The 24,834-nt window shown below is 68.6% G+C and carries 20 protein-coding genes and 1 pseudogene; 14 read left to right on the top strand and 7 right to left on the bottom strand.

Annotated features, from left to right (window positions below):
- Positions 1-4 precede the first annotated feature (4 nt).
- Genes MOTC310_RS30590 through bcsN form a run of 4 tightly spaced genes read left to right on the top strand, consistent with a single transcriptional unit; the run spans position 5 to position 6,640 of the window.
- The gene (locus tag MOTC310_RS30590; protein ID WP_331304509.1) at positions 5-2,533 is read left to right on the top strand and encodes a cellulose biosynthesis cyclic di-GMP-binding regulatory protein BcsB; all 2,529 of its coding nucleotides are present in this window, start codon (positions 5-7) and stop codon (positions 2,531-2,533) included.
- On the top strand, positions 2,530-3,684 hold the full coding sequence (locus MOTC310_RS30585) for a family 8 glycosyl hydrolase (RefSeq protein WP_331304490.1): 1,155 nt from the start codon (positions 2,530-2,532) through the stop codon (positions 3,682-3,684). The genes MOTC310_RS30590 and MOTC310_RS30585 overlap by 4 nt, the downstream gene beginning before the upstream one ends.
- The gene (locus MOTC310_RS30580; protein ID WP_331304489.1) at positions 3,669-5,678 is read left to right on the top strand and encodes a tetratricopeptide repeat protein; all 2,010 of its coding nucleotides are present in this window, start codon (positions 3,669-3,671) and stop codon (positions 5,676-5,678) included. The genes MOTC310_RS30585 and MOTC310_RS30580 overlap by 16 nt, the downstream gene beginning before the upstream one ends.
- A complete protein-coding gene (bcsN, locus tag MOTC310_RS30575) occupies positions 5,561-6,640 on the top strand; it encodes a cellulose biosynthesis protein BcsN (RefSeq protein ID WP_473753953.1) in 1,080 nt (359 codons plus the stop codon). Before MOTC310_RS30580 ends, bcsN begins: the two co-directional genes overlap by 118 nt.
- A 36-nt stretch (positions 6,641-6,676) precedes the next feature.
- Here bcsN and MOTC310_RS30570 read toward each other — a convergent pair whose 3' ends face one another.
- From MOTC310_RS30570 to MOTC310_RS30545, 6 genes and pseudogenes are all read right to left on the bottom strand, one after another.
- Positions 6,677-6,961, bottom strand: a complete 285-nt coding sequence (locus tag MOTC310_RS30570) for a hypothetical protein (RefSeq protein ID WP_331304487.1) — start codon at positions 6,959-6,961, stop codon at positions 6,677-6,679.
- 136 nt (positions 6,962-7,097) lie between these two features.
- Positions 7,098-8,603, bottom strand: a complete 1,506-nt coding sequence (locus tag MOTC310_RS30565; RefSeq protein ID WP_331304486.1) for a DUF2336 domain-containing protein — start codon at positions 8,601-8,603, stop codon at positions 7,098-7,100.
- Between the two features lie 166 nt (positions 8,604-8,769).
- A pseudogene (locus MOTC310_RS30560) lies at positions 8,770-9,000 on the bottom strand (IS701 family transposase); the annotation flags it as partial.
- A 944-nt stretch (positions 9,001-9,944) separates the two neighbouring features.
- Entirely contained in the window at positions 9,945-10,733 is a 789-nt protein-coding gene (locus tag MOTC310_RS30555) for a tetratricopeptide repeat protein (RefSeq protein WP_331304485.1), read from the bottom strand.
- 34 nt (positions 10,734-10,767) lie between these two features.
- Complete coding sequence (locus MOTC310_RS30550; protein ID WP_331304484.1) at positions 10,768-12,555, bottom strand: glycosyltransferase; 1,788 nt, start codon at positions 12,553-12,555, stop codon at positions 10,768-10,770.
- On the bottom strand, positions 12,555-14,405 hold the full coding sequence (locus tag MOTC310_RS30545) for a class I SAM-dependent methyltransferase (RefSeq protein WP_331304483.1): 1,851 nt from the start codon (positions 14,403-14,405) through the stop codon (positions 12,555-12,557). Before MOTC310_RS30545 ends, MOTC310_RS30550 begins: the two co-directional genes overlap by 1 nt.
- A 5-nt stretch (positions 14,406-14,410) precedes the next feature.
- On the opposite strand from MOTC310_RS30545, the gene MOTC310_RS30540 reads away from it, so the two are divergent.
- The 6 genes from MOTC310_RS30540 to MOTC310_RS30515 all read left to right on the top strand — a co-directional run bounded on the left by MOTC310_RS30540 (position 14,411) and on the right by MOTC310_RS30515 (position 21,070).
- The gene (locus tag MOTC310_RS30540) at positions 14,411-15,406 is read left to right on the top strand and encodes a glycosyltransferase family protein (protein ID WP_331304482.1); all 996 of its coding nucleotides are present in this window, start codon (positions 14,411-14,413) and stop codon (positions 15,404-15,406) included.
- A 32-nt stretch (positions 15,407-15,438) separates the two neighbouring features.
- The gene (locus MOTC310_RS30535; protein ID WP_331304481.1) at positions 15,439-18,642 is read left to right on the top strand and encodes a glycosyltransferase family protein; all 3,204 of its coding nucleotides are present in this window, start codon (positions 15,439-15,441) and stop codon (positions 18,640-18,642) included.
- A 483-nt stretch (positions 18,643-19,125) separates the two neighbouring features.
- A complete protein-coding gene (locus MOTC310_RS30530; protein WP_331304480.1) occupies positions 19,126-20,001 on the top strand; it encodes an ImmA/IrrE family metallo-endopeptidase in 876 nt (291 codons plus the stop codon).
- 129 nt (positions 20,002-20,130) lie between these two features.
- Positions 20,131-20,382 (top strand): hypothetical protein, encoded by a 252-nt coding sequence (locus MOTC310_RS30525; RefSeq protein ID WP_331290190.1) that lies wholly within the window; start codon positions 20,131-20,133, stop codon positions 20,380-20,382.
- Positions 20,383-20,636: 254 nt separating this feature from the next.
- Entirely contained in the window at positions 20,637-20,894 is a 258-nt protein-coding gene (locus tag MOTC310_RS30520; RefSeq protein ID WP_053622063.1) for a hypothetical protein, read from the top strand.
- The gene (locus tag MOTC310_RS30515) at positions 20,891-21,070 is read left to right on the top strand and encodes a hypothetical protein (RefSeq protein ID WP_331304479.1); all 180 of its coding nucleotides are present in this window, start codon (positions 20,891-20,893) and stop codon (positions 21,068-21,070) included. Before MOTC310_RS30520 ends, MOTC310_RS30515 begins: the two co-directional genes overlap by 4 nt.
- Positions 21,071-21,199: 129 nt before the next feature.
- Here the strand turns inward: MOTC310_RS30515 and MOTC310_RS30510 are convergent, their stop codons facing one another.
- Positions 21,200-22,048, bottom strand: a complete 849-nt coding sequence (locus MOTC310_RS30510; RefSeq protein WP_331304478.1) for a metal-dependent phosphohydrolase — start codon at positions 22,046-22,048, stop codon at positions 21,200-21,202.
- 339 nt (positions 22,049-22,387) lie between these two features.
- On the opposite strand from MOTC310_RS30510, the gene MOTC310_RS30505 reads away from it, so the two are divergent.
- The 4 genes from MOTC310_RS30505 to MOTC310_RS30490 all read left to right on the top strand — a co-directional run bounded on the left by MOTC310_RS30505 (position 22,388) and on the right by MOTC310_RS30490 (position 24,770).
- Positions 22,388-22,570 (top strand): DUF3606 domain-containing protein, encoded by a 183-nt coding sequence (locus MOTC310_RS30505; protein WP_003600567.1) that lies wholly within the window; start codon positions 22,388-22,390, stop codon positions 22,568-22,570.
- Positions 22,571-22,615: 45 nt separating this feature from the next.
- Positions 22,616-23,326 carry a hypothetical protein gene (locus tag MOTC310_RS30500; RefSeq protein WP_419539978.1) on the top strand — a complete coding sequence of 237 codons (711 nt, stop codon included), beginning with the start codon at positions 22,616-22,618 and terminating at the stop codon, positions 23,324-23,326.
- Positions 23,327-23,426: 100 nt separating this feature from the next.
- Positions 23,427-23,789 (top strand): hemerythrin domain-containing protein, encoded by a 363-nt coding sequence (locus MOTC310_RS30495; protein WP_331294860.1) that lies wholly within the window; start codon positions 23,427-23,429, stop codon positions 23,787-23,789.
- Between the two features lie 534 nt (positions 23,790-24,323).
- Positions 24,324-24,770, top strand: a complete 447-nt coding sequence (locus MOTC310_RS30490) for a hypothetical protein (RefSeq protein WP_331304476.1) — start codon at positions 24,324-24,326, stop codon at positions 24,768-24,770.
- Positions 24,771-24,834: the final 64 nt, after the last annotated feature.

The raw sequence follows: 24,834 nt of genomic DNA, 5'->3' as shown, positions 1-24,834 counted from the left end.
GGCGATGGGTGCCCGGCTGCGCCTCCCGGTGCTTTCTCTGCTGCTCGGCCTGGCGAGCGGTCCGGCCCTGGCCCAGAGCTTCCTCGGCTCGGGGCCGGCCGAGCGACTGACCGTGCCGCCCAGCGGCAACGCCCTGCGTGCGCCGTCCGAGGACGGGCCGGAGCCGCGATCGACCCCGCACGCGGCCGCGCCGCAGACGGGGCCGCGCGCCGTGATCCAGTCGACCATCGCGCCGGCGCGCCGGCTTCCGTCCGGCCCGCGCGGCTTCCGCCTGACCGGGGAGGAGGATTCCCTGCGCTACCCGGTCTACCTCACCGAGGCTCAGACGCGAGGACCGGCGCGGCTTCGCCTCTCCTACCTGTCCGCGATCTCGGTGGCGCCGGAGAGTTCCGAACTCGCCGCCTTCGTCAACGGCACCAAGGTCGGCTGGACCCGCATCCAGGCGCCCGGCGCCGTGAAGGTGGTGGAGTTCGCCATCGGCGACGGCGTGCTGAAGCCCGGTTTCAATGCCGTGACCTTCACCGCCAGCCAGCGGCACCGCGTCGATTGCTCGGTCGGCGCGACCTACGAGTTGTGGACGCAGATCGACCCGTCGCGGTCCGGCCTCGTCGTCGGAACAGCCACCGACATGGACGTCCGGTCGCTCGCCGCCGCCGAGCCTGACGAGAGCGGCGCCCTGCCGATCCAGGTCATCCTGAACGAGCGCCCGAACCTGACGCGTCTGGAGCGGATGATCGCGGCGGTCCAGGCCCTGGCGCTTGTGGGGCGGGTCGCCCGTCCGACCGTGACCTTCGGTCCTCCGCTCCAGGGCCGCAACGGCATCAACCTCGTCGTCGGCACCGCCTCCGAGATCGGCGGCATCGAAGGGGTCTCCGAACTCGGCCCGATCACCGGCCCCCGTCTCGCCATGTTGCCCACGCGGCCGAACACGCCGCCGACCCTGGTCGTGACCGGGGCCCGCGACGAGGACGTCCGCCAGGCGATCACCAACCTCGCCGTTCCGGCCGACGCCGGGACGCCGACCGGGCTCAAGGCCGTCCAGCTCTTCCGCGGCTACATGGTGCAGGGCGGCGAGAGTCTGACGCTCGACCGCCTCGGCGCGGCGTCCCGCGAATTCTCGGGCCGCCTGCTCCATGTCGGCTTCGACCTGCGCTTTCCCGGGGATTTCGTCCCGGCCGACTACGGCAAGGTCATGCTGCACCTGGCTGGGGCCTACGTGGCCGGACTGTCGTCGGACGCCCGCATCGTCATCGACATCAACGGGCGCAACGCGGCCAGCGTCCCGCTCCCCGACGGGCGCGGCGAGGTGTTCGACGACAGCGCCATTCCCCTGCCCTTCAGCTTGTGGCGTCCGGGGGTGAACCACGTCGAGATCTCGGCGCAGCTGCCGAACGCCGCTGACCAAGCCTGCGACACGCTTAGCCCGGCGGCCAAGCAGGCGCGCTTCCTGTTCCTCGACCGCTCACGGATCGAGATCCCGAGTTTCGCCCGGGCGGCGCGCAGTCCCGATCTCGCGGCGATCAAGGGCGGCGCCGTCCCGTTCGTGGTCCCGGGGCAGCACCCGCGCCTCGTGCTGCCGACACCGGACCGCGACAGCGCCGACGCCGCCGCGACCCTCGCCGCCCGACTGGCCATGGCCTCCGAGCGGGTCATCGACTTCGAGGTGGTCACCCAGCAGCAGGTCGCGCCCGACACGAGCCAGCTCGTGGTCGCGCCCGCCCGCGCCCTCGACCCGGCGCTGCTGGAAGCGGTCGGCTTCGATCCGCAGCAGGTCCAGCAGGTCTGGGAAGGCCGGGCCGACATGGTGGCCACGCCCGGCCAGTTCGGGCCCGAGGGCGTGCTCACCCTCGATCGCCTGCGTCGTAATCTGCCGATGCGCTGCGCCCTGCCCACCCTGATCCCGCAGATCCGCCCGGCCCCGCCCGCCCAGGCCCAGCCGGTTCAGGCGTCCCAGAGCGACGCGAACGCTGCGCCCTCCCCGCCATCGGCCCCGTCCTCCTCTTCGGACCGCGAGCTCATCGACCGCTGGGAGGCGTCGACGCGCGGCTCGCGCCAGATCTGGGCCGCCCTGGATTCCGTCTGGAACGAGATCACCGGCGCGGTGCGATCCCTGCGCCAGACGGTGACCGCGCAGGTGAAGCCGGACGAGACGGTCGAGGTCCCGGCCACGGCCTCGCTCCTCATCGCCGAGGGGCCGCCGGTCCAGTCGAGCAACACCGTGATCGTCACCGCGCCGAACGCGTCGCTCCTGAAGGCGTCCGTCTCCTGCCTCGTCGACCCCGTCGTCTGGGCGAAGCTGGGTGGTAGTGCCGCCTTCCTCGACGCCTCGAATGGCACGCTGGTGACGTCCCGCCCCGGACGGATCGAGCTGGTCGAGACCCAGCCGCGATCCCTGGCGAATCTGCGCCTCGTATCCGCGGCGTGGCTGTCGATCAACACGGAATACTACGTCGGCATGACCCTCGCGATGGCCCTCTGCCTCGGCCTTGCCACCACGAGCCTCGTGCGCAACGTCGGCAGGAAGAACTCATGAGCCGCCGCGACCGTGCTCCCCTCGCCGCGGCCCTCCTCGTCGCGACGATGCTGCCCGCGGCGGCGGCCTCGACGCAGGACGAGCTCGCCGTGCCTCCGAGTACCGCGCAACCGGGCACGCAGCCCGCCCAGACCGCCCAGGCGGCGAGCGCGGGCCTCGTCGGCAAGCTCGGCAACGACGCCGCGTGGCGAGCCTACCGTTCCCGGTTCATCACCGATCAGGGCCGTGTGGTCGATACCGCCAACGGTCAGATCAGCCACAGCGAGGGCCAGGGCTACGGCATGCTGCTCGCCGTGGCGGCGGGCGACAGGATCAGTTTCGAGCGGATCTGGGGTTGGACCCGGGCCAACCTGATGGTACGCGGCGACGAGTTGCTGGCGTGGCGCTGGTCGCCCGACAAGAGGCCGGCGGTGAGCGACATGAACAACGCCACCGACGGCGACATCCTCGTCGCCTGGGCGCTCACCGAGGCGGCCGAGGCCTGGAACGAGCCGAGCTACCGCACCGCCGCCCGTCGGATCGCCATCGAGTTCGGTCGCAAGACCATCCTATTCCGGGATCCGCACGGTGCGCTGCTGCTGCCCGCGGTCTCGGGCTTCTCGGCCCGCGAGCGCCCGGACGGTCCGCTGGTCAACCTCTCCTACTGGATCTTTCCCGCCTTCCCCCGACTCGCCCTCGTGGCGCCGGAATACGACTGGGCGGCCCTGACGCGCAGCGGCCTCGCACTCCTGCGGCAGTCGCGCTTCGGCCCGAGCAACCTGCCCACCGAGTGGATCTCCGCCAAGGACGCGCCGCGTCCCGCCACCGGATTCCCGCCACTGTTCTCCTACAACGCCATCCGCATCCCGCTCTACCTGGTCTGGGCGGGGCTGGTGCGGCCCGACGACCTCGCGCCGTTCCAGGCCCTGTGGTCCGGCTCGGATCGGGAAAGGCTGCCGATCGTCGACACCGGTGACGGGCGGAAGGTCGAGTGGCTCACCGAGGCCGGCTACATGGGGCTCTCGGCCCTGGTGGCCTGCGCCCTCGACGGCACGCCCTTTCCGGAAGATGCCCGGGGCGATATCGGCAACCAGAACTATTATCCGGCAACCCTGAGCCTCCTCGCCCTCACCGCGGCCCGCATGCGCTACCCGTCATGCCTGAAGTCCTGACTGGTTTTCCGCTGGCTCGACTCCGACCGGCCGCCCCCTGCCTCCTGGTGCTGGCGCTCGCCGCCTCGCCCGCCGCCGCGCAGGTCGACGCCCGATCCGGCCCCCCGCCGCAGAATACCCCTGCACCGGCGCGGTCCGAGCCGCGGATCGTCTACGGCGACGGGCCGCGCGCGCCGGCGATCCTGGCCGACCCGGCCACGTCTCGCACGAACGACATGGTCGACGAGAGCGCCCTGCGCTACTACGCCGCCCAGAAGCAGACGGCTCGGATGAAGGCCGAGATCGCCCGTCTCAAGCGGCTCTATCCGGGCTGGAACGAGCCGCCGGATCTCAACGCGCTGCAGCCGAGCCCGCCCGAGGAGGCGCCGCTCTGGGACCTCTTCACCGCGGGGCGCTTCGACGACCTGCGCGCGGCGATCGCCGCGCGCAGGTCGATCGACCCGGCGTGGCAGCCCTCCGAGGAACTGGCGCGGAAGCTCCGCCGGGCCGAGTTCCGGTCCCGGATGACGGCGCTCACCGGCAAGGATGCCGGCACGATCATCGACCTCTACCGGGCCGACCCCGGTGCCCTCGATCCGCTCGATGTCCAGAGCGTCTGGACGGTCGCCGACGCCCTGGGCGATTCCGGGTCGAGCGAGGAGGCGTTCGAGCTCTACAAGTCGATCCTCGACGGCAACGCCGATTCCGGCGTGCGCCTCGCCACCATCCAGAAGGCGATGGCGCATCTGCGGATGGCGCAGGCGGAACGCCTGATCGAGATGGGCCATCGCGGCGCGAACGGGACCTCGGAATTCGACGCGATCCGCCTCGACATCACGCGCGCGCGGATCGCCGCCTTCCTGCACGAGGAGAGTGCCGAGACCCCGACACAAGCCGACCTCGCGGCGTTCCAGACCGTCGCCCGCAAGAGCGGCGATCCCAGCCAGACCAGCCTCCTCGGCTGGTACGCCTACAAGCGCCGCCAGTTCCGCGAGGCGCTCGAATGGTTCAAGCAGGCGATCGCCCGCGGCGGCGACGCCATGGTCGCGCACGGGCTGGCCCTGACCCTGCGCCAGCTCGACATGCAGCGCGAGGCCGAGGAGGTCGCCTACGCCTGGCGCGATCGGTTCGTCGGCAACGAGTTGCTCTACATCGACATCCTGGAGCAGAAGCTGACGCTGCCCCGTCCCCCGGCGATCGAGCCCGCGCGGATTGCCCGCTACGCCCAGGTCGTGACGGCCTCCACCTCGGGCGAAGGCGCACAGGGGCTCGCGTGGTACGCCTACAATTCCTGCCAGTTCGACACGGCGCTGGAATGGTTTCAGCGGGCCGTCGCCTGGATGCCGAGCGAGGGTACCGTCTTCGGTTACGCGCTGACGCTTCAGCGCCTCAAGCGGCAGCGACCGTTCCTGGAGGTTGTGAACCGCTACGACGGCCTCTTCCCGAAGGTGGTCGATCTCCTGTTCCGCGAGACGACCGGCGGCTCGCCGCTGCCCTGCGACCCCGTGCCTGCCGCCGCGTCGCCCGCACCTGCGCGCCACGCCGCCCCCACGGCGCGGATCGAGAGCCCGCCGGCCAACCGGGTGCCGCGGCCGGATCTGCCGCCGGCCGCCGCCGACGCGAAGCCCGTCGCCGTCCAGCGCAACGAGTTCCCTCTGGCCGTCCCGATGGAGAACGCTCTGCGCTACCCGCCGCCGGCGCTTGCGCGGCTCCTCGCCGAACCCGTCCCCGCGGGGACCTACGTCAGGGAGCCGGCGACGCAGGCGCCGCCGCTGGTGGCGCGACGGGTGCCCGGCGCGGGGCCGATGCCCTACGAGCGGTTCGGCTACGCCCTGCTGCCGGATTATCGCGGCGTCGATAAGCCGGAATCCCTCTCGCCGCCCGCCGCGGGGACCCTGTGGCAGGATCAGCAGGCGGAGCGCAATCGCCCCGAGAATTCCGAGGCGAAGCGGTTTCTGACGCCCTCGCGCTCGGCTTACGACACCTCCACGGCGACCGATCGGACCACCCCGTGAGGCGCGTGGCGATCCTTCCGGCCCGGCTCTGCGCCCTGGCGTGGCTCCTGCTGCCCGTCGCGGCCCGCGCACAATCCGTCCCGGTCCTGTCGCTGCCGGGGGCCGGGGCCCTCACCGCGGTCGTCGAGACGCGCGAACGCGACGGTTTCGATCAGCGGCTGCGCTATGCCGGCGGGGACGGTCGCAACCACGCCGAGATCGCTCTGCGCCGGGAGACCGCCGACCTGCTCCTCGCCTTCCCGCCGCGGCTGGCCAAGCCCAGCGAGTTCGGGATCTCGGGGGAGATGGCCGTCCGGTTCCCAGGCCAGGCGATGACGGTGCGGCCGCCGCTGCGAAACGTCTACGGCCCGGTGGGAATCGCGCTGGGAGCCGACTGCCTCTACGCGTGGCAGTGGATCGAGGGCGGCCGCGGCGCCGCCACCGTCGGCGGGCAGCCACCCGCTTTGTTCCAGGCCGAACCGCTCGCGCGCCGCGCGATCTCCCTGCGGATCAGGCTGTGCCGCACCGCCGAGGCGAGCCTCGGTGACCTCGTGCGCGCGGTGGAGGGCTTGCGGATCGCCCTGCCGGGCACGAGCCCGCCTCCCGGCGTCGTGCGCGTGCGGCCGCGTCGGGCCGTGCCCCCGGCGATAGCCCGCCGCCCGAGCCGGCCGGCCGCCGCCAAGGTGCGGGCGGTCGAGACTCCGTCTCTCCAGACGCCCGTNCCGCAGACGCCGGTCGCCCCGCCTGTCGCGCCCCCCGTCGCGCCGCCGCCGAGCGCCGCGGCCGCTGCGCCGGATCAGAAGCGCTACATCGTGCCGCCGACCCCGCAGACCCCTCCGCCGGTCGTGCCGGAGGCGGGCAGCCAGCGCTACATCACGGAAGGGAGCGGCAGCGGGACCGCGCCCAAGCCGGCCCCGGGGCAGGCACCCGGCGAAACCTTCTTCCGCGACCTGCCGCCGGAAGCCTATCGGCCGCCGAACTGAGGTCCGGCCACGGCGGACCGCTCGCGAACTTCTCCGTCAGAGCACGAAACGCCCCAGCTCGTTTGCCGGGAAGGTACGGAAGCGCCGGTATCCGCTCTGCACCGCCTGGGCCAGGGACGCGATGCCGTCGAGATCGCCCGCGTCGGCCCTGCGCGAATCCTCCTCGGTCAGGACGAGGCCCACCGTGATCGAGACCGCGCTGATCGCGACCGGCACGGCGAGGACGTGTCGGCCGGTCAGCCCGTCGGACGCGACGACATCGACCGCGTAGAGGCTGAACCGGTAGGCGCACTCCGCGATCAGCGTCCGCTCCGCGGCCATGACGTAGTGCGGCTCCTCGCCCGGAAGCCGACGATATCGGGACTTGTCCGACGCCATAGTTCCACCGCGCGGTGAGGCCTGACACTTCCAGGCAATCGGCGGGGGCTCGGCCTCCGCCGGGTCCGCGATCCGGGGATCAGGCGGCGATGCGCTCCGGCTTGTCGCGGCCCTGCTCCGCATCAGGCTCTGCGCGGCCTTGGCTGGCGCGGAAATGGTCGAGGAGGCTGTCGCCGAGTCCGTCGAGCACGAGGTCAGTCGCGGCCTGAACCTCGGGGTCCAGTTCCTCCGGGCGGTACCAGGCCAGGATCTGCTCGGGCAGCGCGTCGAGGATCGCGCCGACCGGGTTGAGCGGCTCAGCCTCCACCTGCTCGTCCGCGGATACGTCGAGCGCGACGACGCGCGGGGCCGCCGTGTCCGCCACCTCCGCGAAGGCGGTCCGGCGCTGGCTTTCCAGGGCGGCGCGCCACGCGGCGTCGGCGGCCTCAGCCTCGCGGCGGACGGATTCGCGGGCCGCCGCCTGGGCCGCGATGGCGCGCGCCACCTCGCGGGCCTCGTCGCGGGCCGCCTCGGCCTCGTAGCGGTTGAGCAGCGTGATCACCGGATGCATGTCGGGATCCGAGAGGTCGCCACACGCCGCGATGGCGGATTCGATGAGGTGCCGCGACAGGCCCGCGCCGGGAACCGCCCCGCGGGCGAGCTCCTGCCACGCGGAGAGCGCCGCCTGCATCGCCGGCAGGAGCGCGTCGGGCAGCCCGGCGCGGTCGTGCAGGTCCGCGAACAGGCGCGGGTCGCGCAGGGCGCGGGCGATGCCGGCATGATCCTGCCCCGACAGGTCGGCCAGGGCCGCGAGGGCGAAGTCCATCCGTCCGGAGAGGACGGCGCGCAGGATCAGTCCGGCGGTCAGCTGGCGGGTCGCGCGCAGGTGCGTCACCAGCCGCGTCACGGCGGCCGCGCCGAAGCCCTCGCAGGCCTGGAGCGCCACGCGCTCGCCGGCCTCGCGGCTCATCCGGTCGCAGCGCTCGGCGCCGAGCCAGCCGCGGTCGGTGACGAAGTTTGTGAGCGCCTGCGCCACCGCGATTCCGAGGGCGTGGCGCACCTCCGGCGGCAGGTCGGCCCGGGCGAGGAGCGCCTCGCGCAGGGCGGCCTCGTCGCCCCGGCGCTCGATCATGCGCAGCATCCGGCCGGCGGTGATCTTCGCCGTCGGATTGGCCGCGAGCACGACCAGCGTCGGGGTCTCACCGATCTCGGAGAGCGCGCCCGCGACCGCGTGAGAGAGGTGGTGCCGGGCCGCGATCACCGCGCGGGTGGCCTCGTCGCCGAGGGCGGCCGCGTCGACGAGATCGGCATCGGTGAGGACCGGGGAGCGGGCGAGCACCGGCCGCGCCACCTCGGGGACGTCGCAGGACAGAGCGACGACGAGCGGTCGCGGTGTCCGCGCCGAGGCGGCGCAGGTCTCGGCGAGGGCCCGGCGCACCAGGGGCGACGGGTCGTCGAGGAGCGCGAGCAGCGCGGTCTTGGCCTCCCAGGCCGCGTCGGCCCCGAGATCGCCGTACAGGTAGGTCCGGGCCAGCGTGGCGGTCGCCTCGGCCCGGCGTTCGGCCGAGGCGTCCTGCGTCCAGGCCAGAAACTCGCGGATGATCATCGACCGCTCCGGGGGGCGAACAGGCTGGTCCTGCCGCTCGACGAGGCCGCTGCGGCCGCGAGTTCCGCGGGTCGGCGGGGCGGCAGCGGCGGATTGAGGAGGGCGGCGCCGGCCGGCGTCGCCGCCGGTTCGGCGAGAGCGCCCGTGACGGTCGGCTCCGCGGCGGCCATCGCCCCCGTCCCAGGACGGCCTGTAACCGATGCGGCCGCGCGTCACCCGCGCGCTCGGCCAGTAGCCAGCCTGTCTTGCGTTCGACGCCGGATAGGAGCCCGTCGAGATAGTGCCCGATCGACGTTCGCAACTCGCGCCGCCGCACGCACAGCCCAACGCGATCCTTCAACGATGCGAGCTCCCGCTCCCAGGCCAACAGCGAACCAGACCAAGACGCCACCGACATCGCCAAGCCTCCGCTCTCGCAGACGGCCAGCGGACCACATCACGCCTTGATACGCAACTGTAGTACTAAATGACAGACCCGCTCCCGGCTTTCCGAGTCGGGAGCGGGCACGTTATGGACCGGAGGGCGACTGAGGTGGTGAGCTTGCTCACCCAATCGAAGCGGCGAACCACGGATCGCTCACGCACGTACCCGAGCGCTGAGCCTGTCCTATCCGTGGCGGCCTCCGGATCCGCTGGAAGCTGGGTAGACGGCCGGCCAGCAGGTGCTGTGCCTCGACTGGATTGAGCGCTGCATTCCGCTGATCTAGACGCTGTCCCAGAAAGGCTGTGAGTCAAGCCTACGCCAGCGATATCTTATGCTGCGTCCCGAAGTGGACGAAGGCCTCGACAGGCCTCAACTATGTGCTCGCCGGATCGCGCTGATCGATGTTTACGCCGCCGCCCAAGAAGTGAACCGTGCCGGTGCATGAAGGCTGCTCCTGGCCGTGACCGGCAGGTATTCAGGCTTCGCCGAGATCAGCGAGCGTGAGAATGACCGGAGTGGCGCGGCGGCGGGATGAGCCGAATGCTTGGGTCTGTCGAGGGTGGGTGACCACGGGTCCGCGAGGCGCTCCGCCACGTTTCGGAGTTGATCGGCGACTTCCGCCCCATCCAAGCTGGCCGCTCTGCGCCCAATCCGGCCGTTTATGCGCGTTCAGCGATGGCTTCAAAGCGGACATCAACCGGGCATTCGATTGAATGGACACAGATGGTTGGTAGGCACCGCGCCGCCGTCCTATGCTCAGAATGAGGTGGACACAGTTGGAAATTCAATTGATCCCTGCATTTTTGCGATACAAAATGCCATCATCGGACAATTGATTTAAAGTTTATTAAATTAGAACATGAAGAATTTTTGAATTTGGCAATGAAGATGAAAGATATTTGGAAATCGGGTGAGAACTAATTGCACCCAACGCTACCACAGAGCGAACTAGTCGAATTAAGCGACGGCGATGTTACCGCAGCGCCACGCAATACGTTGAGGGAATTTTTGGCTTCTTCGTTGTCGGGCTTCAGTCGAAGAACCTCTTCGTAATCTCGGATTGCTGCCTGCGTGTTCCCAAGAGTGATGTTCGCTTTCGCCCCGTGGATGAGCGTATTCGAGAAGGCCGGCCGCATCGCCAGCGCACGGTTGAAGTCGGCGATCGCCGCAGTCGGATTCTGCAGGCCGGCATAGGCGACCCCGCGATTATGGAAGGCGTAGGGGTACTGATCGTCCGCCCGAATGGCGCTGTTGCAATCCGTCAGGGCGTCGGCAAACGCACCCCGGTCGATGTTCGCCCAGCACCGTCCATCGAGTGCGATGGCGCGCTGCCGCGGCGTCCGAGCCTCGGCCAGGAGGCGGCTGCATCCGCCGATGCACATCTCCGGGCTCCCGGACCGACAATCCTGAGCGGCATCAGCCAGAGCGGGTGAATTCGGGATCGCCATCGACGCGATCAGGCCGGCGTTGACCCATGCAATGAGGGCGAGCAAGGGTGAGGTAGTAGCGCCGTGAAGCTGCATCGGCCCGTCGCTATCGCTGACCTCGAAGGTGAGTCGTGGGGCATGATTGAGAGTGACTTGGTCGTTTACCTTGCGGATGATCGCGGCGAACTTGCTGGCCGTCTTGAAGCTGCAATCACCGTCGGTCGCACAACGCAACAGAGCGCGCGCTTCAGAGCGACTGGCGCCTCTGTATTTCGTCAAGCAGCGTGTTCACGCGGACATGCTGTTTACCCGCTCAAACGGCAGAGTCGCACGTCCGCGGGTGGTGCAGCATTGATAGCACCTGCGCCGCGCCCTCCTCAGGTGTGATGAATGAAGTGTCGAGCAGCGGCACCTTCAACTCGTCCGCAAGGGTCCGGTAGCTAGCGACCCGGGTTTCCGTCATCTGCTCGGACGGGTTGGGAACGCCGCGGGCGACCATGCGGGCAATGGTGGTGGGGCGATCGGCCCAGCACATCACCGTGAACGGGCGCGGCTCCCAGCCTTGTCGGAAGGTCGGCGACAGGAGCTGCGAGGCCGTGAACCAATGTCGATCGAACACGACCGGTCCAGCCGGCGCATTGGCGATCGCCGCCGCCACGGCCGTGTGCGCCACATCGTCGGCGAGGGTGTGCTGCCCTGTTCGAGCGAGATGAACCAGGATTGCGCCGACCTGACCGCTGAACGGATTGAGCACCGTCGCGCCGAGCGCCTCGGCGACGTGCCTCGCGATGCTCGACTTGCCGGAGCCGTCGAGCCCGTCGACCGCGAGCGCGATCCGCGATGCCTGGGCCGCCTTCTGCTGCGCCCGCGTCAGGTTCGAGGGGTAGATCCGGCCTTCTCGCCGACCGTGCTCGAGGTAGTGCAGCTGCCCCTGCCACGCGTGCTCGAACAGCGCCGCGAGGTCCGGATGCAGCCGGATATAGCCGAGCGCGTCGAAGTCGTCCGGCAGAGACCCGTCCCGGCTCGCGAGGTCGGTCAGGCGCAGCACGATCTCGTGGGACGGCGTCCCGGACGGGCGCGCCGCCGAGGCTCGGCCCGCGCGCAGTGCGACCGCCTCTCCGACTGCGGCGAGCAGCCCGTCCGCGTAGATGTCCCAGTCGAGCGCTCGAATCCGTGCCCGTCCCGCCTCGGCGCGGGCCGCGGCGGCGGCCGGATCGGTGACAATTCGGTCCGTGGCTTCCGCGATAGCTGCACCGATTACCGCGTCCGGACCGTCCGGCACCACCAGGGCGGTGACTGCGTCCTCGGCGAAAGCCAGCGTGCCGTGCACAGTCGTGACGAGCGGCGTACCGCAGGCCATCGCTTCCGCGGCCGGGTTGCACCAGCCGGCATGCGCCTCCGCACTGCAGAACGCGTCGAGCCCATAGTACCATGAGGGTAGGTCGGCCTCGGCCAGCGGCCCGTGCACGACCAAGCGACCCGAAGCCACTAGATCGGCGCGCGCGCCCACGAGTCCCCAGTCCGGCCGTCCGAACCAGTGCAGGGCCCACGCGTCGCCTAGCCCGTCGATGGCGGCGAGCTGCGCGGCGGGGCGCTTGTTGGCGATGCCGCCGAGCCGGTGTCGCGCGCCGCGCGCGGGCCGCGAGACGGGCGGCGCGAACAGGCCGGTATCGACCGCACCGACAAGGCGCCGCCACGGCGTGCCGATGGCGTCGAGGGCCGCATCGTCCCAGTGGTCATTGTTCGCCACGACGAGGTCCGGCGCAAAGGTCCGCGTGACGCGTGCATAGGCGTCCCGGCGTGCCGGAGCGTTGAGGAAGTGCTGGATCCGCGCCCCGAAATTTGGGGCCCGCAAGTCCGCGAAGCCTTCGATCGTGGCATCCGGGAATCCGCCGCCCGGAACCATGACGGCGTCCCAGCTCTCGCGCGCGGCTTCGTCGAGGTGCAGGACGCGGTGCCGCGTCTCGAAGCCGTCCTCACCCATGCCGAGAGCGAGGAAGGCGAACGCGTGTCCGCGACGCGCGAGCACGCGTCCGACCCTTTCGAATCGCAGCAGTCCGCCCGTGAGCGCGAGGTGGTCACAGGCCACGAGCAGTCGCATCACGGGGTTCCTTTGAGCAGGCGCAGGAGGCGCAGCGGCAAGCGGCCCCGGAGGCCGAAATGGGTGCGGCGGGCGTCAAGCGCGTCCTGAAGATGGTCGCGCGCGCGGTGCAGTTCGGCGGCGTGGGCGATCACGCGGTCCGTGCGGCGGGCGCTCTCGCGTTCGGTGTCCGCATGCGCGGCGGCGTCGACGGCACGCGCGGCACGCAGGGCCGCGTTCTCCTCGCGCAGCCGGGCGATCTCCGCGGACGCCTCCGCGAGCGCCGCGCGCGGATCTGCGCCAACCCGGCCCAGACCGACGACCGGAAGCCGCGTCGCCGCCGCCCAGCCCAGACCGCGCTCGATCACATGGTCGCTGACGATCGACTGGAACCGGCCCTCCCGGGCCAGCCGGTCGGCGAGCTGCGCGTCGTCTAGGGCGAGTCCGAGCCTCGGTAACAGGGCGCGCAGCGCGTCCAGCAGGGTCAGGCCGGCCGCTCCGCCGGGCCGCCAGTCCGGCGCATCGGTCAGCGCGTTGACGAGGCCGCGCACGGCGAGATGACCCGCGTCCAGAGGGACGCCGAGGTCCCATTCCAGGTCTATGAACGTGCCCTCCGGGCCCAAGACGAGGTTCTTCGGGATGGCATCGAGCGCCCGTGCCGGCAGGATCGTGTTCGGTCCCAGCGGCGCGCCGTCCGCGAAGCCGCGTGAGACCGCCTCCAGCCAGGTCCCGGCCCAGGCTGAGACCGCGTCCGGGCACCAGCCCTCCCGCGCCAGCCGCGCCTCGAGGTCCGCCGCCCAGAGGGGCCCCGGCACGTAGGTCTCCGAAGGCAACAGGTTCGTCACCCCTGCGACCGCGGCGGGAAGATCGGGGTTCACGCGGGCGCGGCGCACCGCAATCCGCGACCCGGCCTCCGCGAAGGTCACCAGACGCTCGAATTCCGGGCGGCGGCGCAGTCCGACGTGGATCGCCAGCCGGTCATCCGGCGGCAGCGGCGCTTCCGACGCCGCAACCGCGAAGGCCGGCGCCAGATCACCGGTGAGCCCCAGATCCGCCACCGGCGCCCAGGCGCGCCGCGGCGAGAACAGCGCGCCCGCGCTGGCTGCGGAATCCGGGCCGGCCGCGCCGATAGCGAGCATCCCGGGGTCGAACCCACCTGGCCGCGCCAAGCCTCGCTCGGCGATGAGGCTCAGGGGCCGCCCCTGATCCGGGAACGGGAACCACCAATCCTGATGGACCAAGCCGCGGGCCCGCAGGGACTGCTTCAGCCCTGCCCGCGTCGGCAGTCGGGCGCCGTCGGATCGGGGACGCCCTTCTAGGCTCGGGAAGCCGCGCTCTCCCACCGTCTCGGACCCCGCGGCGAGGCCGTGGAGCGACAGGGCGTTGGCGATCACGAGGATCAGCCGCCCGCCGGGCCGCAGCCGCTCCTGGGCCCAGACGATCGTCGCGTCGAGCGCGCACCCACCTCCGTCGTCGCGATGCGACAGAAGACCCAGAAGGACGACGGCATCGAACCGCGTCGAGGCCGGCAGGTCGGCGCCGTCCGCCGTGGTGAACACCTTGGCGGCGGGAGCCCAGCGCGCCCTGCTTTCCGCGTTGGGCCTCGGTCCCAACAGCAGTAGGCTGCCGGTCAACCACGGCAGGAAAGGGTGCAGCACCTCCGCGCACGGCTCACCCGGTGGGGTCGGCGCGCCTATTGCCAGTTTTTCCCGTTCCATACTTCCTGATTGCCAACAGTAAATTGTCCGGATTTTCCCGTACGACATGGGGCTGGGGGAAATTAAGATCCGGAATGGACACGCGACAGTTGCGTGTCTACTTACAATTGGCGTTAACCTGCAAACAAAACTGGCATATTTCGCCGAGGTCAATAGGGATGAATTTCGTCAGCGCGATCTCGTTGGCCGGGCCGCACGTGCTGGTCACGAGCACATTCCCCGATGCGCTCAACAGAAATCCCGGGATCCGGAGCGATCTCGCCGAGGGCTTCGGCGAACTGCTCGGCGCCGAGCGGGTCATGCAGACGCCTCTGGAGCTCGCGGTCGCGGCAATCCGTGCGTCCCGCCCGGATGTCGTGGTCGCGGTCGGAAGTCTCGTGCCCGATCTGGCGGATCTGCGCGCGCTTCGCCGGGCGGTGGACGCCGTCGGCGGCGTGCTGATCTTCTGGCTGACCGATGACCCTTACGAGTTCGACTACGCCTTCAAGGCGGAACTCTACGCCGACATCGTCGTGAGCAACGATTCCTGGGCGGCGCAGCACTACCGTCATCCCGATGTCCATCACCTGCCGCTGGCGGCCGCGCCCAACCGGCACTTCCGGCCGATCCTCCCGGTCGCGGAGCGGGAGACCGTCCTGTTCTTCTGCGGCGTCGCCTACCCGAACCGCATCGCCCTGATGCGTCGAATCGACGATCTCCTGTGCCGCCACGTCGTGGAGATCCTGGGCGCCGGGTGGCCGGACACGCTCCGGTGCGCGGTGAACCGTCGCCTCACGCCGGCGCAGATGGCCGACTACGCCGCGGCGGCTCGGCTGACGCTCAATATCGGCCGCGACCTCGACGTGGCCAATCGCCGGCTGTCGCTCCCGCAAGCGACGCCGGGGCCCCGGACTTTCGAGGTCGCTCTGTCGGGCTCTGCGCAGGCGTTCTTCGTGACCGGCCTGGAAATCTGCGAGCATTTCGAGCCGGATACGGAAATCCTTCTGGTCGACGGGGCGGTCGATATCGCGCGCGCCATCGAGCGGTCGCTCGACGAGCCCGCCGCCATCGAGGCGATCGCGCGCCGGGCGCAGGCGCGGGCTCTACGCGAGCACACCTACCGGCATCGGGCGGCCCGCCTGCTCGACCTGAGCCGCCTGACGGTCACGGCCTGATCACGTCGCCGCTGAGACAGACCCGACCGACAATGTCCGACCTGTCGATCCTGTTGCTGGACACCGAGCCGCAGACGCACAATCGCTACCTCGTGCTCGCCATCGCGGACGCGCTGCGGCGCCATCCGACGGTCGGCCGGATCCATGTCGGCGGGCACGGCGACGCGCTGGCCACCTTCGTCGAGCAGGGCCTCGACACGCTGATCGCTTTCGGCGGCGCCCGCGCGCACGCGCCCCTGGTCGGGCGGCTCGCGAGGCTCGCCCGCACCAGCGTGCTCTGGACCACGGAGGATCCGTACGAGCGCGAGGCCAACGTGCGCGGGTCGGCGGCCTTCGATCTGGTCTTCACCAACGACCGGGCCACGGTCCCGGCCTACGGAGGTCGTGCGCACCACCTCGCGCTCGGCGCCTCGTCGCTTTTCCACGATCTGGCGGTGATCGAGGACGACGCGCGCTACCGCTACGATCTCCTCTTCATCGGAACCGCGTGGCCGAACCGGGTCGCGACCCTGAACGCGCTGTCGGCGAGGCTGCCGCGGGACGTGAAATTCAAGCTGGCACTGCCGTGGAACGAGCATATCGGCCCGCCCGAGTTCGAGGACGAGGCGCTCGTCACGGACTGGCGCTGCGGGAACCGCGACTTCGCTCTTCTGGCGAACCGCAGTCGCGTCGTGCTGACCCTACCTCGGATCTTCTCGTCGGCCCGGGCCGATCAGGCGACCGGCTCGACGCCGCCGCCGCGGCTGTTCGAGACCGCGCTCGCCGGCGGCTGCCAGGTCGTCGTCTCGCCCGAGCCGGAGACGGCCGCGTACTACGCGCCCGGCGCCGAGATCGCGCTGTGCGGCGACGAGGCCGGTGCGGTCGAGGCGGTCCTCGCGGCCCTGACCGACCCGGAGGCCCGCATCGCGCGCGCGCGCGCCGCGCAGGCGCGGACCCGCGCCGAGCACCTCTACGACCACCGCGTGGCGACCATCCTGGACGCGGTGAGCGACCATCGACAGACGCAGACGCGTCGGCCGTACCGGGCGGAGACCGCGATCCGCACGGTCCTGATGCTCACCCACAACCGGATGGGGCATCGCCCCGGGGGCGGCGTCGAGGTCTATCAGGAACTGCTGACCGAACTCGGCGAGCCGTACCGGGTCTTGTTCCTGTTCCCCGTCTTCGGCGACGGGCGCTGGTCGCTGCGGCTCGAGGGTCCCGGGATCGCGGAGAGCTTCGCCTGCGGCGCCGTCACGCCGCCGCTCTCAACGGACCCGTTCGTGGAGGGACTCTTCCAGCGATTGCTGTTCGAGCATCAGGTCGACCTCCTCCACATCCATCATCTGATGCACGTCCCGCTGTCCCTGCCGCTCATCGCGCGGGCCTGCGGCATACCCACCGTCTATCACCTGCACGACCACTTCCTGATCTGCGAGCGCTGGCTGCTGCTCGATCACACCGGCCGGTACTGCGACGTCGTCAAACGCGGCGCGGACCAGTGTGACGCCTGCCTGGTCTCGGGCAACAACTATCCGCCCGGCTCGAAGGCGCGCCGCGACGGCATGATGACCCTGGTGACCGATGCGATCGACGCGTTCGTCACGAGCACACCGGAGACGGCGCGGTACCTTAGGCGCTACTTCCCGGCCATTCCCGCGGAGCGGATCGTCGCGATTCCGATGGTGGCGCCGACCGCCGCGCCCGCCGAGGCGCGGTCGGTCGCTCGGCGCAAGCGTGACGGCGATCGGCTGACCGTGGCGATCCTCGGCAACCTCGCGGCCCACAAGGGCGGGCAGCAGGCGATCAATCTGATCCGCAGCTGTGAGGCCTATCCCATCCACTTCAAGGTGATCGGCCGGATCGACGACCATTACCGCGACGCGGTCGCGGGCTTCGGACCTGATCAGGTCAGCGTCACCGGCGCCTACGAGCAGCACGCGATCGGCGTCCTGCTGGCCGGGTGCGATGTCTCGCTGCACCTCTCGACCTGGCCCGAGACGTTCGTGATCGCGCTGACCGAAGCGTGGCAGGCGGGCCTCGTCCCCATCGTCGCCGATATCGGCGCCCTCGCCGAGCGCGTCGAGGATGGGATCGATGGATTCAAGGTGCCGCCTGACGACGCCGGCGCCGTCCGCACGCGTCTCATCGGCCTGCACTACGATCGCGCACGCCTGGGCCGGATGCAGGCCCTCATCGGCCGCAAATCTTTTCCCGACGTCGACAGCCACCTCGCGTCGGTGCGCGCTCTCTACGAGCGCCTGATCGAAGCGCGGCCCCTCCATCACGGACGGGTACCCAGCCACCTGCGGCACGGGTTCGACCTCCGGCTCGAGACCTTGGGGGTGCGGACGAATGCAGCCTCTTGGACCAGCACCGCGATCCAGTGGGACGAGGCCGCCCACGCTCCGGACGCACCGTCCGCCGCGACGGCGGGCGCACGAGCGCGCCCGGTGGCGGAGCTGCCCGACGAAGTCCGGCGCCTGATATCGAGGCCGATCCGGCGCAGCGAGTGCGGCTGCCGCCTCGACGTGCTGCGCACGGACGAGCGGCTCAACCGAAGTCTGGATCTCTCGTCGGTGGTCGCGCGGGCCTCCGTGTTCCTGCGCGGGTGGCTACACGTCTCGGGACCGGCGCCGAAGGCGATCTACCTGCGGCTGACGGGCCGAAGCGGGACATCGTGGGTCGCCCTTCAGAGTGATCTGCGTCCGGACGTGGCCACGTGGTATGGAGAACCCGCCGCAGCGACGTCCGGCTACTGCGGCCAGGTCGACATTTCCGGACTCGAGTTCGGGCGCTATGCCCTCGCGATCGCACAGGTCGCCGGCAGTCAGTTGCGTGTCCTCGACGAGATCGCATCAGTCTTCATCGCGCCCGACACCGGAGATCCGACGCGCTTCATTCCTGAGCCTCGCAAATTCATCACCGGACCGCCGCAGAGCGTCAGCCTGCGCCACAGCCTGTCAGAAGACGCGGATGCGATCACGGTCTCGTCGGGGCAGCTCTGGGCTGCCGAAGTCGAATTCTTGGCCGCGTCTCACAAGCTGCCGAAGGACATTTTTGCAATAATTCGGACCTCGGACGATCAGGCGTGGCGTGCCCCCGTCCTAAAGGTCGATGAGCGCACAGTGCGCATCACAGCTTCCTTTCCCGACGTCGATCCGAGCCACTGCACCGTCTCGCTGGCTGAGCCGCACGGCAAAAGCCTGCGGACGCTGGCAACCTTGTTCCGAACCCAGATCACCGCCGCTTCATGACGCGGCCCGCCAATAACCAGGGCTCGTCGGAGGCTGATGTTTAGATAGCGCACGGCGCAATTGATCTCGGCAGGCATTCGCATGTGTTGGCGCTCGGTCGCATCATCCCCATAGTAGCAGCAATCCGAGGTCCGCTTTTGAGATCCGCACGGTCGCGCGCGAACGACTGCGATGGGTCGGAAGGAGTTCGTCCGCTTTTGCAGCCGAACTTCTCCGAACTGGACCAGCCGCTAACGGCCAGCTTACGTCAGGCCGGATCGCCATCGCGCGCAAGACCGGACGTTCGGTTTGGCGCCCATTTCGGCGATTCAGCTGACTGTGGCGACTTCCCGTAAGCGGACGTTGCAAGCTACGATCAGCCAATAGCGCTGCGCGGTGTGCTTCAGGCCGCAAGCACGCGGTCTGAGTCGGATCGCGGGTGCGGGGCGGCCTGATGGATCGACTCCGGGACGGTAAGGGGCTGCGCGGATGTCGGTCAGCAGGGTGAACCTCGTGGACGCGGGCTCGCCGGAGGCGCTCGTCAAACGCATCCTACAGGCCGAGCCGAACCTTCCGGTGCCCGTGCCGATCCAAGAGCTGCGCGCACGACTCGGCATCCTCCGGATCGAGGACCTCGACACCGACGAGTTCGAGGGTGGCCTCGTTACCGACGCGAAGCGATCTGAAGGCACCATCCTCGCCAAGCGCGGGGGCGAACCGCGTCGCCGCTTCACGATCGCACATCAACTCGGCCACTTCCTGATGGCGCAGCACGTCCCGGATCAGCCCGGGCGGTTCCCGTGCAAGAGCTCTGACCTGCTCCGCGTCACAGCGAAGGAGGGCGATCAGCGGCAACGCAGGGAGGTCGAGGCCAACCGCTTCGCCACCCTCCTGCTGATGCCTCCGCACCTGCTGCGGGGAGCGATGGCGGCCTTTCGGGAGCCGGATCTGGAGCACGTTCTTGTGCTCGCGCGCGACTTCGCGGTCGGCAAGGAGGCGGCGGGTCGGGCCTACGTACAATACCATCCCGAGCGGATCGCCATCGTCGTGGCGGGCAACGGCCGGGTGCAGCGGTGCTACCGGAGCCTCTCCTTTCCCGCCATCATCTGCGCGGTCGGCAGCCCAGTCCCGACAGGCTCGCTCTTTCACAGCAGCCCACATCGGCCGAACATCGTGAGCGACACCGCCGCGTGCAGTCCCGATCTCTGGATCGATGTGAAGCGCGACCTCCGCGCGCCGGACCTCTATGAGCAGGTGTACCGTCAGCAGAAAGGCTTTGTGATGATCCTGCTGCGTCTGGACGCTGTCCCGGAGGAGAGCGCTGAGGAGCGCAGGCTGAATGAGGGCTGGCGTCACCGCTTCCACTCGGGGCGACGGTAGGCAAGATCCGGCTCTGACGGAACAGCCGTGACGGCCCTAACCTGCTGCTTCGTCAGAGCGGGCCGTACCGCCGTCCCGTTGCTGATCCGGCGCACTCCCGAGGTCGGTAGGGGAGCAATGAGGTCATGAATGGCGGGAACTGACGACAGCCTTCGGCCGCTCCTCAACCAGGCCGCGTCAGAGCAAGCGTTCCTCGAACGTGTCGGCCTCACCGAGGACGCCGAGCTGAACGCGACGGGCAGCGCGCCTGCGACGTCTCCTGCCGTGTCGTTGATGATCACGAACCGTCAGCGGGCGGCGCTTCGTGAGCTTGGCTTTTCCGAAGAAGCCATTCGGCAGATGACGCCCGCCGAGGCGCATGGGAAGCTGGGATTGGCCTAGCCGCCGCCCCCACAGTGCATATTAAGCGCTTCGAGGCGCCTGCCGACCTCATCCAAGAAGGGGCGTACGCTCACCATCTGCCTCCTCCGCCGCCGATAACCGCCGACAGCCGAGCGCTCGTATATTGGGGATGGTGGCACCAAAACCGGCGAAAAGGCAGGATCGACCCTGGATTTTGTTCCTGTTTTGTTCTAAATGGCCTCACGGATCGAGCCCCTGTTCAACCCCTCGGTTGCTCCGAGCTACCCCGTGTCATGGCCGATACCGAAATCCCGCCACTCAGTCCCGACGACGCCAAGCTGATCCGCAATGAGCGGGCGAAGCTGACGGCGATGTGGGTCAACGGGGTCGCAGTCGCCTCCGTGGCTGTCGGCGGCATCTCCCCGTCAGTGGCAATCTTCTCGGGCACCGCCAGCGCGCTTACGGCCAGCGCTCTCCTGGTTGGTTGGAGTCTCCTGGCAGGTATACTACATCTGGTGGCTAGACGCCTGCTCGGAGCCCTGCGCGCGTGAGCCTGACGCTCGCACAGATGGTTGTTCTTTTTCTCGGCCCGCTCGTCCTGGCGACGATGGTCGCCGTCGTCCTGTGGCTGACGCATGAGAGAGAATCCGACCGCCTCAAGCGCGCTGAAGCGGATCGCGCAATTTGGCTCAAATATCAACACGAGCGAAAATTGCCTGGAGAGTAGTTTCTCTCCCTGTCTGTTGGTCCGCCAACGTATTAAATTGATCATCATCCGATTTCGTCAACACAGCGAGTTTGTCTTGGCGGTTGATGTAGCTTTCGCGAGGAGTTGTGAGGATTTCTCTTGCGTGGCTCAGCCCGGGTGCGGTCCCATCCGGCGGCGGTCATGCTTGATGGCGAACACATGACTGCAGAGGTTCGCCACCCAGCTCCTCCCCTCAACCGTGAGATCGAGAAAGCGAATCGCGTCCCCGATGACCGGTTCGATCTTGCCCCAGAAGAACGCCGGGTCTCGCTCCGCGAGGTCCGCCGGGTTCGCATAGCCGAGCTGGTCAGCCAAGCCGACCTCGGCGAACTCGTGGAACAGCGCATTCAGTTTACGAGGGTAGAGCGGATCGCCAAGTTGCCCGATCAGGTCAGCCGCACGCATCAAGCCGGCTTCGGTCCCGGTTTCCCGGTGCTCGTCGTCCGCAGGCACGGGGAAGCAGGTCAACTCGATGGCGCGGATCACCCGCTGCGCATCGACGAGGTCATTCGTGCCGAAGCGCTCCTGCACTGCCAGCTTCGAGCGCTCGATGTGATAAGGTGCCAGCGCTGCATCGGACGCGCCTCGTGGCAGACCGATGGTGGTGCCCTCCGCTTCGATGACGAAGGCGTTCGCCCGGTCGCCTGAGCAGACACCACGCACGTAGCCGATGTCATGGTACAGGGCCGCCAGGATCATGTGCAGCCAATCCTCCGGCGTGATGCCCTTGTCGAGGAACCGGCCGCGCAGGATGTCCTGAGCGACGAGGGTGACGAGAGCGGTGTGGTCGCCGTCATGGTAGAGTGCATCGCTGCCGACGATCCGCTCGATGGTGAGACGTGCGGACGCCTCGATCACCTCGGCAAAACGTGGCTCGCGACTGCCGAAGGTGCGCTGATAGATTAGAGCGATGTGCTCGCCGAGCGCGTCGGCCAGCATCTTCGTCACATCGAACATGACCGGTATCCCGCACATCGAGCAAACGCCGCTTTTGGCTGTCGTGTCGGTCTGCCTCATGACATCAAGTGAGCGGCAACCCATATCGGGAACTCGCCCTCTGAGCGTCGAGGCATCAAGCTCCAGGTAGGCTCGTATGATTCCACAGCCGCTGTAGCCGCGCTCGCTCTCTAGCTCAGCCAATATCATTAAGCGCCGTTTCCGCCGCCTCAATCGGAGGCCGAAGCACCAGTCAGGCTAGGCCGCCGTTGCGGTTCCTCGCATCCCTTTGCCCGCCTCACCGTCAGGTCGATTGAGATTCTTCCCAGATCACGTGAAACCAAACCCATAGGATTCCCCATGGCCGGCCTTAAAGACAAACGTGGCTTCATCGACAAGGACCGACTTGATCTGTCGGAACGCAAGGCTGTCGAGTTTTGGATGAAGCGCTGGGGCGTCACGCAGGACCAGCTCACGGCGGCGCATCGGAAGGTCGGTCGAATGACCAAGGATATCGCCGCCGAGTTGGGCAAAAAGCGTTAGGGGCGCGCTCGCCACAACAGGATAGCTCCTCAGGGGACGTCGTTGATGGATAGGCCGCACCCTGATCGTGTTCGGACCAGCGCCCTGGATTTCTGGTTGGCCCGAAGCGCCGTCGCCTGCGTTGCCGCCCTCCAACTGCTCGTTGTGAACGACCTCTCGCTTGGGCCGCGCTGGCTTGCCCCGACGCTCGAACTCGCGCTGCTGGTGCCACTCTCGGCCGCCACGGCCTGGAACCAGGGCCGGGCGCGGCGCGCCACCACGGACGCACACTGGGCCGAGGTCCACCGCCACCATCGCCTGATCCGCAGGATGGCACTCTTCATGACTGCGCTGGTCACCGTGACCAACACCGCCGCCCTCGCAGCCTTGGTCCACGCCCTCCTGAACGGCAAGGCAGCCGGCGGCCCGACCTTGCTGATCGATGCCCTCAACATCTGGGGCACTAATGTCGTGATCTTCGCCCTGTGGTTCTGGACGACAGATCGCGGTGGTGCAGCTTTGCGCGGCCATCCGAGTGCGCGGGATCCGGACTTTCTGTTCCCACAAATGACGCTTCCGCAGCAGGATGCGGCAGCCCCGTTCGTGCCGGGCTTTGTAGACTATCTGTTTCTGGCCTTCACCAACGCCACCGCCTTCTCACCCACTGACACGCTGCCGCTGACGCCGTGTGCGAAATTGCTGATGATGGCTGAGGCGTTGATCTCCCTGCTTACTGTGGCCCTTGTCGCCGCACGCGCCGTCAACATCCTCGCATAGTCAGGCCGCAGACCTCGATGGGTACTACGACGCCGGATCAACCGATCGCCCGTTGGAAACGAGCCGACCTCCTCCGGGTTGGCCAAGGCCACCCGCAAAGATGATCCGGCGCAGGAACGTCTGGCAACTCATCGCCCACGATCACGCCTACCTCGCGCATCTGATCGCAGAGAGTCGGTACACTTTCGGTGGGTCGGCGATCCACGACCGTGAGGAGGTGCTGAGCGGCTTAATCGACGAGCTTGCCGCTCATGCCGAGGCGTTGGAGGCCAGTCTCTATGCGCCGCTGCGCCACCTGGATCTGACACGTCAGCTTGCCGAGGACCTGCACCATGAGCATGCGCAGGTCCTCGGGCAACTTGATGCTCTCGCGAGATCGCGGCAGGGCGGCTTTTCCTCGCAGACGGGTATGATCCTCGACGTCGCTCTGATCGGTCAGCACCTCCGCCGTTACACTCAGTAGCTGATACCGGCGGCTCAGGAGCTTCTCTATCCGGCGCAAGTCGATGCCGCCGCACACGCCTTCGTTCGTGCGAAGATGCAAACTCTGGAGGCACGACATGGTCGCAGATCCGATAAATTGACGCTGGCCAGAATTGCACGGACCTGCGCCGTCTGCGCTGCTGCGGCCGGTATCGGCTACCTTGCTGGTCGTTCGGCCTCGGCCAAAGGGCGGAAGCTTCTCGTCACATCCATGCGTTGAGATCGCGCCGCAGCATAACCGCTAAATCTATCCGGCGCAGACACGCTGGGTAGAGATTGAACGGCTGCATCCATGCTGCGAGTTCGATGATCGCGGCTTGAGGCGCAGCGGCGCGACTGACCAGGCGCAAAGCGGCGGCGTCCCGACTTCTGCAACTCGCGATACATCCTCAAACCGCCCGATGATGTGCGCCGTAAACAAGCATTAACTCTGCGCGGGCATCGTTCTGGGCCTGATCGATTAGCCGTCCGGACCAACGGGGTCCGCCCACTCGAGACGGGAGACAACCGGTTCATGCCTCGCCTGCTCGAACTGCTGCGCTGGAAACTTCAGGTGCTTTTTGCATGGAAGCCGACACGTGCTCAGTTGCTGCCCCTGATCCTGGGGGTTTACGCCCTAGCGGGTTGGGGAGCCTATGCGAATAAAGCTTCAGCCAACCGCGATCTCACCACTCAGGTCAGCCTCCTTCAGACGGAGCGAGACGGGTTAGTGAGCCGTCAGAAAGAGTCGGAGCAGGCGAGCATCGAGCTCGTTCGTGAGTGGCAGGGCAAACTCGCCTCTGCCCGCGCGGAACTCGGCCAAGCTATTGCGGCTCGTGACGCAGCGAAGGGGCAGCCAGCCGGTTCACAGCGTGAGCTTATCGCTTCGAAGAAGCGCTTCGATCAAGCTCGTGATCGAGTATCCGAAACGGGAAGCATCAAACCGGCCGAGCCGTCAAAGAAGGCCGCGAGTAAGCCATAGACCTGCTGGGTCGGCCTTTGGCGTGATGAACTCGGACTCGCGCTGTTTCCTTTGTGGACTAAGC

Origin of the sequence: Methylobacterium oryzae (assembly GCF_036441375.1) — a bacterium.
In the GTDB taxonomy this organism is placed as follows: domain Bacteria; phylum Pseudomonadota; class Alphaproteobacteria; order Rhizobiales; family Beijerinckiaceae; genus Methylobacterium; species Methylobacterium oryzae_A.
The sequence above is the reverse complement of the archived record's forward strand: the minus strand, read 5'-3'. Positions and strand labels throughout refer to the sequence as shown.

Excerpts from the sequence above, each read along its gene's own strand:
- MOTC310_RS30570 (WP_331304487.1), bottom strand. The coding sequence starts at position 6,961 with ATGGCCGCGGAGCGGACGCTGATCGCGGAGTGCGCCTACCGGTTCAGC.
- MOTC310_RS30590 (WP_331304509.1), top strand. The coding sequence starts at position 5 with ATGGGTGCCCGGCTGCGCCTCCCGGTGCTTTCTCTGCTGCTCGGCCTG.
- MOTC310_RS30580 (WP_331304489.1), top strand. The coding sequence starts at position 3,669 with ATGCCTGAAGTCCTGACTGGTTTTCCGCTGGCTCGACTCCGACCGGCC.
- MOTC310_RS30525 (WP_331290190.1), top strand. The coding sequence starts at position 20,131 with ATGGCGGGAACTGACGACAGCCTTCGGCCGCTCCTCAACCAGGCCGCG.
- MOTC310_RS30505 (WP_003600567.1), top strand. The coding sequence starts at position 22,388 with ATGGCCGGCCTTAAAGACAAACGTGGCTTCATCGACAAGGACCGACTT.
- MOTC310_RS30535 (WP_331304481.1), top strand. The coding sequence starts at position 15,439 with ATGTCCGACCTGTCGATCCTGTTGCTGGACACCGAGCCGCAGACGCAC.
- MOTC310_RS30495 (WP_331294860.1), top strand. The coding sequence starts at position 23,427 with ATGATCCGGCGCAGGAACGTCTGGCAACTCATCGCCCACGATCACGCC.
- MOTC310_RS30585 (WP_331304490.1), top strand. The coding sequence starts at position 2,530 with ATGAGCCGCCGCGACCGTGCTCCCCTCGCCGCGGCCCTCCTCGTCGCG.
- MOTC310_RS30565 (WP_331304486.1), bottom strand. The coding sequence starts at position 8,603 with ATGATCATCCGCGAGTTTCTGGCCTGGACGCAGGACGCCTCGGCCGAA.
- MOTC310_RS30500 (WP_419539978.1), top strand. The coding sequence starts at position 22,616 with ATGGATAGGCCGCACCCTGATCGTGTTCGGACCAGCGCCCTGGATTTC.
- MOTC310_RS30550 (WP_331304484.1), bottom strand. The coding sequence starts at position 12,555 with ATGCGACTGCTCGTGGCCTGTGACCACCTCGCGCTCACGGGCGGACTG.
- MOTC310_RS30540 (WP_331304482.1), top strand. The coding sequence starts at position 14,411 with ATGAATTTCGTCAGCGCGATCTCGTTGGCCGGGCCGCACGTGCTGGTC.
- MOTC310_RS30490 (WP_331304476.1), top strand. The coding sequence starts at position 24,324 with ATGCCTCGCCTGCTCGAACTGCTGCGCTGGAAACTTCAGGTGCTTTTT.
- MOTC310_RS30510 (WP_331304478.1), bottom strand. The coding sequence starts at position 22,048 with ATGTTCGATGTGACGAAGATGCTGGCCGACGCGCTCGGCGAGCACATC.
- MOTC310_RS30520 (WP_053622063.1), top strand. The coding sequence starts at position 20,637 with ATGGCCGATACCGAAATCCCGCCACTCAGTCCCGACGACGCCAAGCTG.